The sequence below is a fragment of the Stenotrophomonas sp. YJH_SMC_27 genome (assembly GCF_059369815.1).
Genome location: NZ_JCAFTA010000013.1, coordinates 54,956 through 67,919, shown reverse-complemented (window position 1 = coordinate 67,919; position 12,964 = coordinate 54,956). Strand labels below are relative to the sequence as shown.

The 12,964-nt window shown below is 64.1% G+C and carries 11 protein-coding genes; 9 read left to right on the top strand and 2 right to left on the bottom strand.

Annotation, left to right across the window (positions count from 1 at the left end; translation table 11 throughout):
• Positions 1–6: 6 nt before the first annotated feature.
• The 3 genes from AC5P7R_RS17575 to AC5P7R_RS17565 all read left to right on the top strand — a co-directional run bounded on the left by AC5P7R_RS17575 (position 7) and on the right by AC5P7R_RS17565 (position 2,315).
• Entirely contained in the window at positions 7–522 is a 516-nt protein-coding gene (locus tag AC5P7R_RS17575) for an HORMA-1 domain-containing protein (protein ID WP_026070608.1), read from the top strand.
• Complete coding sequence (locus AC5P7R_RS17570; RefSeq protein WP_017355006.1) at positions 522–1,454, top strand: AAA family ATPase; 933 nt, start codon at positions 522–524, stop codon at positions 1,452–1,454. Before AC5P7R_RS17575 ends, AC5P7R_RS17570 begins: the two co-directional genes overlap by 1 nt.
• 135 nt (positions 1,455–1,589) lie before the next feature.
• Entirely contained in the window at positions 1,590–2,315 is a 726-nt protein-coding gene (locus AC5P7R_RS17565; RefSeq protein ID WP_026070607.1) for a DUF6602 domain-containing protein, read from the top strand.
• A 1,042-nt stretch (positions 2,316–3,357) separates the two neighbouring features.
• Here the strand turns inward: AC5P7R_RS17565 and AC5P7R_RS17560 are convergent.
• Positions 3,358–3,837 (bottom strand): GNAT family N-acetyltransferase, encoded by a 480-nt coding sequence (locus AC5P7R_RS17560; protein ID WP_111102689.1) that lies wholly within the window; start codon positions 3,835–3,837, stop codon positions 3,358–3,360.
• 133 nt (positions 3,838–3,970) lie between these two features.
• Between AC5P7R_RS17560 and AC5P7R_RS17555 the strand changes: the two genes are divergently transcribed.
• Positions 3,971–6,166: an AsmA family protein gene (locus tag AC5P7R_RS17555; RefSeq protein ID WP_227854240.1), complete on the top strand. Its 2,196-nt coding sequence runs from the start codon at positions 3,971–3,973 to the stop codon at positions 6,164–6,166.
• 73 nt (positions 6,167–6,239) lie between these two features.
• Positions 6,240–6,725, top strand: coding sequence for a TspO/MBR family protein (locus tag AC5P7R_RS17550; RefSeq protein ID WP_005416521.1), 486 nt, complete (start codon positions 6,240–6,242; stop codon positions 6,723–6,725).
• Positions 6,726–6,741: 16 nt separating this feature from the next.
• Here AC5P7R_RS17550 and AC5P7R_RS17545 read toward each other — a convergent pair whose 3' ends face one another.
• Positions 6,742–7,035 (bottom strand): hypothetical protein, encoded by a 294-nt coding sequence (locus tag AC5P7R_RS17545; RefSeq protein WP_088497482.1) that lies wholly within the window; start codon positions 7,033–7,035, stop codon positions 6,742–6,744.
• A 127-nt stretch (positions 7,036–7,162) separates the two neighbouring features.
• Between AC5P7R_RS17545 and AC5P7R_RS17540 the strand changes: the two genes are divergently transcribed.
• The 4 genes from AC5P7R_RS17540 (at position 7,163) to AC5P7R_RS17525 (ending at position 12,962) form a co-directional block, all read left to right on the top strand.
• Positions 7,163–7,750, top strand: coding sequence for a biliverdin-producing heme oxygenase (locus tag AC5P7R_RS17540; RefSeq protein ID WP_478436515.1), 588 nt, complete (start codon positions 7,163–7,165; stop codon positions 7,748–7,750).
• A 115-nt stretch (positions 7,751–7,865) separates the two neighbouring features.
• Positions 7,866–10,106 (top strand): ATP-binding protein, encoded by a 2,241-nt coding sequence (locus AC5P7R_RS17535; protein WP_227854238.1) that lies wholly within the window; start codon positions 7,866–7,868, stop codon positions 10,104–10,106.
• Positions 10,103–10,570, top strand: coding sequence for a response regulator (locus AC5P7R_RS17530; protein WP_005416517.1), 468 nt, complete (start codon positions 10,103–10,105; stop codon positions 10,568–10,570). Before AC5P7R_RS17535 ends, AC5P7R_RS17530 begins: the two co-directional genes overlap by 4 nt.
• Positions 10,563–12,962 (top strand): hybrid sensor histidine kinase/response regulator, encoded by a 2,400-nt coding sequence (locus tag AC5P7R_RS17525; RefSeq protein WP_021201805.1) that lies wholly within the window; start codon positions 10,563–10,565, stop codon positions 12,960–12,962. Before AC5P7R_RS17530 ends, AC5P7R_RS17525 begins: the two co-directional genes overlap by 8 nt.
• Positions 12,963–12,964: the final 2 nt, after the last annotated feature.

Sequence of the window (12,964 nt, the reverse complement as noted above, 5' to 3'; positions counted from 1 at the left end):
GGCCCTATGACTGGCAGCTACACACAATCAAGCACCAGCACCTTTACGATCACTCATGCCCGCCACATGGCAGCGAAATTGGCCGCCGACCTCAAGCGTATGCAGCGCTTCTATGGGGCGCCCAGCGATGACAGAATCGCCGCTTATGAGACCGAAGTGGTTGAATTGTTGAAGGCCGGCTATCTGGACACAGTCACCTACGGTTTCAAGCGGGGTGATAACTGGATCGAGCCCACACTGCGCTACACCGCAAAAGATCTTGCAGGCATGTCCGGAATCGATGACGATCCCGGCAAGCTCCGCCCAGGCGCAGATGTATCCGGGGCGAGCTTCTACAACTACCTGACGTATTCCTCTGCCTGGTTCACGCTGTCGGCTCCTCAGCGGGAGTCATTTGAAAAGTCGCTTCCATTTCAGCGTACCGGGGCAGCCGAGCCTGGTATCAGCGGAAGCCTGGTGTCTGACCGCAGCTACTCTGCGGGTGGCAAGGCACTCGACCGCCTCAGTGTCAGGAGCTACTAATGCACTCAAAGCCAACCCTTGACGAGTTGTTTGATCAACGTCGCATCTATCCGGACATCGACGCCCGCACCCGATTGGATCGGCTGATTGGCGTGGACGATCAGAAGGCTCGCTTGTCGAAGATTCTCGGCCTGCTAGTCCACCCAGCTGGCCTGGAATTGTGGGCCAAGCGCCATCACCCAGGTGCCGCAACGCTGCTTGATTCCGTACTGCGCCGACCTCCTTTGGTCATTCTTTCCGGTGACGTCGGCTCTGGCAAAACCGAATTGGCAGAGACTATCGGTGATGCCGTGGCGCGACAGGAGAAGATTGATATCACCTTGTTCCCGCTCAGCCTGGCCACCCGAGGCAAGGGACAGGTTGGCGAGATGACCCAGCTACTCACCACAGCGTTCGACTACGCGCTGGCAGAAGCGACCAAATTGCAAGGTCGCGGAAAAAGCACCGGAGGGGTCATCTTGCTGGTGGATGAGGCCGATGCGCTGACCCAGTCTCGGGAATCGGCGCAGATGCACCATGAGGATCGAGCAGGGGTCAATGCCTTCATCAGGGGTATCGATCGTCTGGCGCAGACGAAGGTGCCCGCCGCCGTGATCATGTGCACCAATCGCCTCAACGCGCTGGATCCGGCCGTACGCCGTCGCGCCGCTGACATTTTGACCTTCAACCGTCCTGATTCAGCTCAGCGACGCTACGTCCTGGAACACCAGTTGCGACCGCTGGGTCTATCCTCCGTGCAGATCGAAGGGCTGGTAGAGGCCACTGGAGCGAAGGATGGACAAGAGGTCGGCTTCACCTACTCTGACATCACACAGCGGTTGATCCCCTCGATCGTACTAGATGCTTATCCAGACCGATCGATTGAGAGCAAACGCGCGCTTGAGATTGCTCGCCCAATGCAGCCAACGCCGGCGTTTCAGGATCATGGCTGAGATGCCTTCCCAGCACGCGCCGGGGCGCCGCTGACACTGTTTCGTGTGGCACAGCTGGCTGCCCCACCCCAGTCGCTGCTATTTCACATTGTTGACCAGGCAAGCGCCTGCTGCTGAGTGTATGGAGGTCCCAAGATGTCCCAATGGTCACTTTCACAGCTGCTTTCTTCATTGCATGAGGATGTTCAGCTGCGCCTTGCCACTGTCCGGAAGACGTTCAATCACCCAGGGTCCAAGGGGGATGCCAGTGAGAACGTGTGGATCAGCTTGCTGGATACCTACCTACCAAAGCGCTATCAAGCTGCGAAGGCACACGTGGTGGATAGTCAAGGAAATTTCAGCCAGCAGATTGATGTGGTGATTTTCGATCGGCAGTATTCACCGTTTATTTTCACCTACGAGGGTGAAATCATTGTTCCTGCCGAGAGCGTCTATGCGGTGTTCGAAGCCAAGCAGACAGCGAATGCAGAGCTGGTGGCGTACGCCCAGCAGAAGGTGGCAAGCGTTCGACAGTTGCAGCGCACTAGCCTGCCAATCCCGCACGCGGGTGGGGTCTATCCGCCAAAGGCCTTGATGCCAATTCTTGGCGGGCTGCTGACCTTTGAAAGTGACTGGAGTCCAGCGCTTGGGCCCTCCCTGGAAAGGGCACTGACCGCCAATCCCGGCGACGGGCGCTTGGACCTTGGCTGCGTTGCTGCGCATGGTCACTTCTTCTTTGACCATTCCAAGGATCGCTATCTCTTTGTGAATGAGAACAAGCCCGCGACGGCGTTCCTCTTCAAACTCATCGCCCAACTTCAGTTCAGTGGGACCGTACCGATGATTGATGTTGAGGCTTACGGCCAGTGGCTGACGAAGTGATGGCTTGGTCATGGCAGCTGTTGGGCGCGACATGAGGCATGCCTGCCCGGGTACTCCGCGCTGTTTAGCGAGGAAGCTTGCCTGAGGGAGACGCCTCTAGGCTTCACGCGCTTCGTGCCCAGCTCGAGGTGCACCGAGTGAGGTCGCTGCCTTCCGGCCCGGAGCACGGATGTTTCAACTTGGGGCGTCGCGCGATTAGCTTGTGCACAATCAGCGTCAGCGGGCCAGCGCGAGGCTGGCTGAATCTCTAGCGATGCCGCGACTATCCCTTCCTCCGAGTCCGAGTCCGAGCCCCACCTCGACCACGTGGCGGGGCCGACCTAAAGGAAGAGGTTCGCAACCTCCAATGGCCACCTCGACTGCTGCGAGAGCGGCTCGGCCACAATCATCGATAGCCTGCCGGACAAGAGCATTCCAGTCCCCACAGCATTGATTACGCTCGTTTGAACTACGCCGCCGGGCACAGCCGCTCCATTGGCTTTGCCTCAAATTAGAAGCCGTGCATTGGCGCCGCACCAAATTCATGCACTAGCGTTGTGCAATGTCCAACTACACAGCATTGGCGCGCGCGCGATTGTGGTGCAACACCGCATCGATCCATTGATTAATCAATGAGATACAGAATCATAGTTTTGCGCGTGCAACATTGTCAGTGATTCGATCACTGCCAACCGCCCTTTGGGCTTCCCTCAACCTCTGCAGGAATGGCAAAGGATCTTGCGGATCTGACAGTGGCCGGTAAAGACGGCTTTGCGGGCGTAGTTTTGCCGCTGATCTTGCCTTGGCTGCACGCCAGCCTGGCAAGAGCGCTTTCGCCGATTCGGCACCAACGACCGAGGCCTCAGGAGCACGTTCTGGCACCCCAGCCGTAGCCGCTCACTGGCCGTGACGCGTCACGCTATTCGGCTCGTTCCATGCCGGCGAGCTCCATGCCATCTAGGCGCGGGCCCGCGTCGATGCGCTGAGGATGAGGGACATCCTCAGGAACTGTGCAGCCAGCCTCGGCTGGATATCGCCGGCCACGTGCGACCAACGCATCGCATCACAGGAACCGGTGCATCACAAAGACGTCCACCAGCCCCAATTCCCGGTGCCGAAACGCCTGTGGCAGCGTCCCCACTACCGCAAACCCCAGCTTCCGATACAACGCCACGGCCGGGCCATTGGTACTGACCACGTAATTGAACTGCATGGTCAGGAACCCTTCCGCCCTCGCCCGCTCCAGGCTGTGTTCCACCAGGGCCCGGCCCACACCTTGCCCTTGTGCCGGCGCATCCACCACATACGTGGCGCTGGCCACATGCGCCCCCAGATCAGGGAAGTTCGGGCCCATCTTGTACATGCCCACCACTCGGCCCTGCAGAACGGCCACATAAGGTGTCTGCGACAGGAACCAATGCGCGCGAAAGGTTTCGACCTCAAAAGAGGAGGCAAAAGGCAGCGCATCCTGCGCCGCAATGGCCGTCTTGAACATGCCCCACATCGCGCCGAAATCGCCTGCACGGGCGGGCCGGATCTCCATGCGTCTCCTGCAGATCTGTGGTGGTGACCAGGCCGGACACTACCAGAATCAAGCTTCCGCCCCGTAGCCGCTTCACGCGCCACCGCCGTCGGCTACGCAATAGTTGTGGAAATTCCGGCCCTCAGAGCAGTAGATGCCTCCTGTTTCCGTGCACATCCCGCACCGGCTTCGACGGTGGCGCGTTCCTGCCTACGTCCTGCTGGGCGTCTACCTGCTGTACCTGCTGGCCGGCAACATCTTCCTCAATACCCCGTTGTTCGATCAGGTCACCAACCGCAAGCCGCACAAGTTCGTGATGACCACCGGCCCGGCCATCACGCTGCTGCCCGGCCATGTCATCGCCTGGAACGTGCACATGCGCGGCCACGTGAACCACACGGTCTACGCGCTGCATGCCGAGCGCGCCAGCGCCCGGTTGGCGGTGCTGCCCCTGTTCCAGCGCGAGGTGCGGGTTCCGCGCTTGCAGGCGACGGGGGTTTCCGCCGAGATCAGCCGCGTCGAAGAAGCCATCCCGCCACCGCCGCGCAGTGACCGCGGCTGGACCCTGCGTTTCGACGCCATCCACAGCGACAGCATCCGCAGCGCACGCTTTGGCAAGCTGCTGATCATCGGCAAGGGCCACGGCACGGTGGGCTTCCTCAAGCAGCTACGCGGCGGGCCTTCGGAGCTCTTCGAGTCCGAAGTTGCGTTCGCCGACGCGGACACCAGCTATGACGGTGTGCAGTTGCTGGGTGACATGAATCTCAGCGCACGCTTCAGCTATCCGCGCCACTATCGGGACCAGGCGCCTGGTCTGGCCAAGCTGAAGCTGCTGCATGCCCAGCTCGAGGTCGACGCCCGCAGCCAGGGCCTGCGCATGGACACGGATGCCACAACGCCGAAGATCTCCAGCGCGCCCATACCCGGACGCCTGCAACTGGCGCTGCACCTGATCGACGGCCAGCTGCAGCCCGGAGACCGCGCAATCTGGCAGGTGCCGCTCTACCTGGGTGACGGCGCCCCCGGCCGCGGCGTGCTGGCCCTGCAGCTCAATGTGGCCAACGACCTGCGCCTGCAGGCCCGCCTGCCGCCCAAACCCGGCTCAGGCAGCGAAGTGGATGCGAATCTGCGCGTCCGTGGCCGGGACGTCCCCTTCCAGCAGCCCGCCCAGCTGCTGGAACGCAGCTCTGGTACCGTGCGCGGCGAATGGACGTTCACTTCGCTCAACTGGATCCCTGCCCTGTTCGTCCGCAAGCCGTGGCTGCAGCTGGACGGCGGCGGCACGCTGAAGGCGGACCTGCGCGTGCGCAACGGCGAACTGATCGAAGGCAGCACCGTGGACATTCCGGCCGCCGAAGCCGTGGCCGAAGTCGCCGGCGTACGCCTGGCCGGCACGGCCAGCGCCCATGGCGAACTGAAGGCCGGCAGCCCCAGCCAGGCACAGCTGGCTGTCCGGCTGCCACGATTCACTGCGCAGCCAACCGATGCCAAGGACGTGCGCCTGTTCGACGGCCGTGATCTGGCCCTGGACCTGACCGGTGATGGTCGCCTGCAGGAGTTGCGCAAAGGGGTACGCGCGCAGCTGCGCTTCAGTGAAGCCACCATCCCTGATCTGACGGCCTACAACCGCTACCTCGGCTCGCCGCAGGTGCGGCTGCTTCAAGGCACCGGCAGCCTGAGCGGCGATGCCACGCTCGACACCGATGGACGCGTCGGTCATGGCACGGCCCGGCTGTTTGCGCGCAACGCCAGTGCCAAGGTGGCGGGACTGGAAATGGGCGGCGATATCGGCGTGAACGCGACCCTGCGCCGCGGTGACTTCAATGAACGTCATTTCGATCTCTCCGGCACCACCGTGGAGCTGCGCAATGTGCAGGTGGCCGGTACAGAGCGCCCAAGTGCATGGAAGGGCCGCGTGGCCTTCAAGCGTGGCCGCATCGATGCGCAGTCGCCCTTTCAGGTCGATGCCACCACGGATCTGGATCTCAGCGACGCCCGTCCGTTGCTTGCACTGTTCGCAGAGCGCACCGACTACCCGCGCTGGACCTTGTCGCTGCTGGATTCCGGACAGGTACAGGCACAGGCAACGCTGCGCTGGCGCCCAGGCCATCTGGTCATCGATGGACTGCAGGCCGAGAACGATCGCCTGTCGGTACGCGCGCGGCTGGATCTGCTCGACCAGCGCAAGCGCGGGGACCTGTATCTGCGCTGGGGGCTGCTGGGTGCGGGCATCGAGCTGGACGGTGACCAGCGCCAGTGGCACCTGGCCAAGGCACGCGAGTGGTTTGATCAGCGGCCTTCCCTGCTGCCAGCGAGCCAGGGAACGGGCGCCGCAGGTTCATCGGACTGAAGGCCGACAGCCTGCATCCATTCGCTGCCCCTGTGCGTAGACAGGCCGCATACGTATCAAGGAGCTGCACGGTATGAAGCGGAGTTCACAGGTTTCCGGACTTCTGGGATGGGTGGCGATCACCTTCGTCGCGGCAACCCTGGGGGCGTGGGCGTCCACGTCCGCAGCAAGCTTCTACGCCAGCCTTGCCCTCCCCGCATGGGCACCACCGGCCAGCGTCTTTGGCCCGGTGTGGACACTGCTCTACGCCATGATGGCGGTTGCCGCGTGGCTGGTCTGGCGCGAACGCGGTTGGCGCGGCGCACGGCCCGCGCTGCTGCTCTATCTGGTGCAGCTGGCCGTCAACGCGCTATGGAGCTGGCTGTTCTTCGGCTGGAAGCTGGGCGCGCTTGCCTTCGCCGACATTCTTGTATTGATCGTGTTGGTGTGCGCGACGATCGTCACGTTCGCGCGCATCCGCCGGCTTGCGGCGGTGCTGCTGCTTCCTTACCTTGCCTGGATTTCGTTCGCCTCGGCGCTCAACTTCGCCGTCTGGCGGGCCAATCCCGGGCTGCTGTGACACGCGGATCCAGCGTTCAGGCCTGGGCCACGGCCTGTGGGCACCAGGTCCGCAGCAGGGCCGGCTTGAACGCCTGCTGCCCGCAACCAGTGGGGCACCGCACCACTCGCGCTGCAGTATGGCTGACCAGGCCCTGCCCTTCTTCTGCCTTGAAGATCGTCTCGCAGGAAAGGCAACGCGCTACCAGCGAGTACAGGTGCAGCAGCCGGCCACTGGCTGGATCCTGCAATGCATCCACATCCAGCAATTCAAATTGGCAGCTGTCAGGGAGCATACGGTACTGGGGCGCGGGTGCGGTCTGCAGGTTCACGGGCGTGGCATCTGTTGGAAGTGCAGTCACCGTAGGGCAGCCGCTGTCTAGTTGGCGTGCAGCGCAGATGTGCTGGCCGCGAAACCTGCACCGGTCTCTGCATCGAAATCTGCTAGGGTGCGCGCCGATGCCTACATCCACATTGCCAGCACAACCCGATCACCCCATTGCCCTCAGCGCCGCCCTGAAAGCGCACACCCGAGCGGCCCACGATCGCCTCGACCAGCACCTGTTACAGCAACACATCTTCGCGTCGCGCCAGCGTTACCTCTGCTTCCTGCGCGTGCAATGGCACTTCCATTGCGCTGTTGCGCCGCTGTACCGGATGCAGGATCCGGGCGCGACCCGCTTGCCCCTGATCGAGGAGGATCTTCGCGACCTCTGCGCTTCCGTGCCGGCACCCCATGCCTGGCAACCGCAGCCGCATGTGTTCTCGAAAGCGACCGTTCTGGGCTGGCGCTACGTAGCGGAGGGCTCGACGCTGGGGGCGGCCGTGCTGTTGAAGATGGCCGCTGCGTTGCAGCTTCATGCCGGGTACGGCGCGCGCCACCTGCGTCCTTCCGAGCTCGGTGTGGCCGAGTACTGGAGACGCGAGCGGGAGGAGCTGGATGCGCTCGTTTTAAGTGACCAGGAGCGCGCACAGGCATGCAGGGGCGCGACAGACGCCTTCCAGTTCATCCGTCGCTGCGTAGATGAAGAATTCAGGTTTGAATGAAAGCCCCTTCACATTCACGTGGTGGTATGCGGCGGCACGCTTTTGCTTCACCATCCATGCACACCGGATGCAGTGCTGGGCCGTTCCAGCCATCCACGAATCATGAGTCCCGCCCTTGACGCCTCCTACCGAATCCGCGCACGACACTGCCCTGTCCCGTTGCGCGCGCGAACCGATCCACACCCCTGGCGCGATCCAGCCCTACGGTGTGCTTCTGGTCGTTGAACCGCAGTCCCTGCAGGTACGCGAGCGCGCCATCAGCCACCCCGGGCTGCTGAAACAGTTCGGCGAACCGTTGATGCGGCACGTCAGTGAAGTGCTGGGCGGCGTGCTGGCACCGTTCCAGGGCGTGTTGCAACAGGCGACGGTGGGCAGCAGCGCGCATGTCGGTGCCGTGCACCTGGATGGGCACGGCCGCCATCAGCTGCTGGTGCACCGCTCCGCCACGGATCTTCTGGTCGAGCTGGAAGCACCGGTTCCCGGCCAGCCCGGCTCGCTGGAAGAACTGTATCCAGCCATCCGCGAGCTGATGACCGGCATTGAATCGGCAGCGACGGTGGAAGACCTGTGCAGGCTTGCGGCCGCGCACATGCGGCGGCTCACCGGCTTTGACCGCACCCTGGTCTATCAATTCGATGCCGGCTGGAATGGCATCGTGGTGGCCGAAGATGGCAATGGCCTGTTGCCGTCCTACCTGGACCTGCGCTTTCCCGAGTCGGACATTCCCGCACAGGCCCGCGAACTGTACCGCCGGAACCGGGTGCGCCTGATCGCGGACAACAACTATACCCCTACCCCGCTGATGCGGGCCGAAGACCACCGCGAGGCGCCACCGACCGACCTGAGCCTGGCCGTGCTGCGCAGCGTGTCCCCCGTGCATCTTCAGTACATGCGCAACATGGGGACCGGGGCGTCGATGTCGGTGTCACTGGTACATGAGGGGCGGTTATGGGGCCTGGTGTCCTGCCACACCGTGCAGCCACGCCGCCTGCCCTACCACGTGCGTACCGCCTGCGAGTTCATGGGCCAGATCCTGTCGCTGCAGATTGCACTGAAGGAGCGCGCGCTCGCGATTGAAGAACGCGTCGCGCGTCGCTCGATACTGGTCAAGCTGCTGGGCCGCATGGCCGGCGACGAAGAATTCATGGCGGCCCTGCGCCAGGACGAAGGCAGCCTGCTGTCGCTGACCGGCGCGGCCGGGGCTGCCATCGTGCACAAGGGCGACTGCATGCGCGTGGGTGAGTGCCCGCCCGCCAGCGACGTGCTGGCCCTGACCGATTGGCTGGCTACCCGGCAGGCCGGCCAGGAAACCTACTGCACCGACCACCTTGCCGCCGACTGGTCGCCTGCCGCGCACCTGGCCGATGTAGCCAGCGGCCTGCTGGCAGTGTCCATTTCGCAGCTGCATGACAGCTACCTGATGTGGTTCCGGCCGGAGGTGGTGCGAACCGTGCGCTGGGGGGGAGACCCCCGCAAGACCGCAGCGCCCGGCGTCGCACTCTCCCCGCGGAGCTCCTTCGACGCCTGGAAAGAGACCGTGCGGCAGCGCAGCCTGCCGTGGACCGACGCCGACTGCGATGCGGCACACGAGATGCGCACGGCCATCGTCGATATCGTGCTGCGCAAGGCCGAGGAGATGGCGGAACTGAACGAGCAGCTCCTGCGCAGCAACAAGGAACTGGAAGCCTTTTCCTATTCGGTCAGCCACGACCTGCGCGCCCCCTTCCGCCACATCGTGGGCTATTCGGAGCTGCTTGGCAGCTCGGCGGGCGACCGCCTCAACGAGACCGAGCGCCGCTTCCTGGATACGATCGTCGATTCGGCAAAGTCCGCCGGCACACTGGTGGATGATCTGCTCAGCTTCTCGCAGATGGGACGCTCCACGCTGGGGCGGGTGCGGCTGGACATGGCTGCCCTGGCCGAGGACGTGCGCCGGAGCCTGGCGCTGGATTACGCCGGCCGCGACGTGCAGTGGACGCTCGCGCCGCTGCCGGAGGTGGAAGCCGACCCGACGATGCTTCGCCTGGTCTGGCAGAACCTGCTGGCCAACGCAATCAAGTTCACCCGCGAGCGTGAGCACGCGATGATCGAGATTGGGCACGACCGCAGCGACGACGAAGATCACTTCTTCGTGCGCGACAACGGCTGCGGCTTCGACATGCGTTACGTCGACAAGCTGTTCGGTGTGTTCCAGCGCCTGCACCATGTGGAAGAATTCGAAGGCACCGGCATCGGTCTGGCCAACGTACGCCGCATCATCGGCCGCCATGGCGGCCGTACCTGGGCCGAGGGCGAGCCCGGCAAGGGCGCGACCATTCACTTCACCCTACCCCGCTCCACAGGAGAACACCCATGAGGGACCTGCGGCCGATCCTCCTGGTAGAGGACAGCCCCAAGGATGCAGAGCTGACGATGGCCGCGCTTGAGCGCTGCCAGCTGTTGAACGATGTCATCCATGTACGCGACGGCGCCGAAGCGCTGGATTACCTGCGCTGCGAAGGCAAGTTCGCCGGTGCCATGCACGGCGGCCCGGTGGTCGTGCTGCTGGACCTGAAGCTGCCCAAAGTCAATGGCTTGGAAGTACTGGAGCAGGTCCGTGGCGACCCGTACCTGAGCAGCACCCCGGTTGTGATGCTGACCTCTTCGCGCGAGGAGCAGGATCTGGTGCGCAGTTACGAACTGGGCGTCAACGCATTCGTGGTCAAGCCGGTCGACTTCAAGGAATTCTTCGACGCAATCCAGGGCCTGGGCATGTTCTGGGGCATCACCAACCAGCCGCCACCGCATCGGCCCAACGGCTCGGGGCAGCGCAATGCGTGATGGATCGCGCCGCAGCGAGCGCCTGCGCATCCTCATGCTGGAGGACAGCGCGCTTGATGCGGAGCTGATCACCGCACAGCTGCGGCGTGCCGGCCTGGAGTTCGAGGTCGAGCGCCTGTGGACGCGCAATGCGTTCATCGAGGCCATCGACAACCGTGCGTTCGACGTGATCCTTGCCGACCATGTGCTGCCCGGATTCGATGGCGATGCGGCCCTCGCGCTGGCGCGCGAGCGGATTCCACAGACCCCTTTCATCTTCGTCTCCGGCACACTGACGGAAGAGCTGGCCGTACAGGCGCTGACCCGTGGCGCGCGCGATTACGTCGTCAAGCAGCGCCTGCAACGCCTGCCGGATGCGATCCGCCGCGCTCGCCAGGAAGCCCATGAACGCGCCCAGCTGATGCATGCCCAGGCGGCGCTGAACGAGAGCCAGGCGCAGCTGCAGCAGGTCACCGATGCCGTACCCGCGCTGATCGCCCAGCTCGACAACGCGCATCGCTACCGGTTCGCCAACAAGGCGTTCCTGGACTGGCATGGAGTCAGCCTGGCCGAGCTGCTGGGCCGGACCGCGCGCGATGTCAGCGGCATCTCCGCTTTCGAACACGCCTTGCCCAGCCTTGAACGGGTACTGCAGGGCGAACGCACGAGCTTCCAGGTCGAGCTCGTCCATCGCAGTGGCGAGTCGCGTTTCGTACAGATGGAATGCGTGCCGGAGCATGCCGCCGATGGCAGCGTGGCCGGCTACATCTGCCTGGGCAGCGACATCTCGCTGCTGAAGCAGGCCGAGCTGGCCCTGCGTGAGGACAACCAGCTGCTCGAGCAGCAGGTGCAGGCGCGCACGGCCGAGCTGCGCGCCAGCAAGCGCCGCCTGCAGGCGATCTTCGAGTCCAGCTTCCAGCATCAGGTGCTGCTGGATCTGCGCGGATGCGTGGTCGATGCCAATGACGCTTCCTTGGCCGCTGTACTTGCAGACAAGAAGGACATTGTTGGCCAGCACTTCGCCGAATCGGTCTGGTTCGCCACCACCGAGGGCATGGGCGCAGCGATCGACCGCGCCGTCGGAGACGCAGCGCAGGGCCGCAGTTCACTGCATGCGCTGGAGCTGGAGCTCCCGACCGGCCGCCGCAGCTTCGACTTCTCGTTCCGTCCGCTGCTCGACGCCGAAGGGGCGGTCACCGCCGTTGTCTCCGAGGCCGTCGAAACCACCGCACGCCTGCAGGCCGAGCACGCGCTGCGCCAGTCACAGAAGATCGAGGCGGTCGGTCAGCTCACCGGCGGCATCGCGCATGATTTCAACAACATCCTGACCGTCATTTCCGGCAATGTCGAGCACGCCATGCTGCTCAGTGAAAGGGCTGGCGAGGCCGGTGCGCTGGTGGGCCGTGCGCTGGACAATGCGCTGAAGGGGGTGGGCCGTGCCGCCAGCCTGACCCAGCGCCTGCTGGCGTTTGCCCGCCGCCAGCCGCTGCGCAGCCAGGCCGCTGACCTCAATGTCCGCCTGCTGGACATGCACGACATGCTGCAGCGTGCACTGGGTGAACTGGTGCAACTGGAGATCCGCAGCGCGGAGGACATCTGGTGCGTGGAGATCGACATCAGCCAACTGGAGGCCTCCGTACTGAACCTGGCGGTCAACGCCCGCGATGCGATGCCGCATGGCGGGCGGCTGGTGATTGAAGTCGACAACAGCCATCTGGACCACGACTATGCCGCGCTGTTCCCGGATGCAACGCCGGGCGAGTACGTGATGCTGCGGGTGCGCGACAACGGCCACGGCATGGATGCGGCGACGCTCGCCCGGGTCTTCGAACCCTTCTTCACCACCAAGCAGGTTGGCCGTGGCACCGGCCTGGGCCTGTCGATGGTGCACGGATTCGTCAAGCAGTCAGGCGGCCACGTGCTGATCGATTCGGTGGAAGGCGGCGGCACCAGCATCACCATGATGTTCCCGCGTTCACTGCTGCCGTTGCCCAGCGAGGCGCGCACTCCGCAGACCGGCCTGGCAGGCTATTCGCCGCGCGAGGAAACCATCCTGGTGACCGAGGACAACGACGATGTCCGCGCCCACACGGTGGATGCACTGCGGCTGCTGGGCTACCGGGTATTGGAAGCCCACGACGGCCCTTCCGCACTGCGGCTGCTGGAACGCCCGGATACCAGGGTGGACCTGCTGTTCTCGGACGTGGTGATGCCCGGCATGTCGGGCTGGGAGCTGGTGCGGGAAGTCCGTGAACGCTGGCCGGAGGTCGCCGTGCTGTTCACGTCGGGCTATCCCCGTGACCACGACCAGGTGGGCAGCCAAGGGCGGGCCGTTGCGCTGCTGCCAAAGCCGTTCACCCGAAGTGATCTGGCGACGGCCGTGCGCACCGCGCTGGAGGCAGCGCCACACTGAGG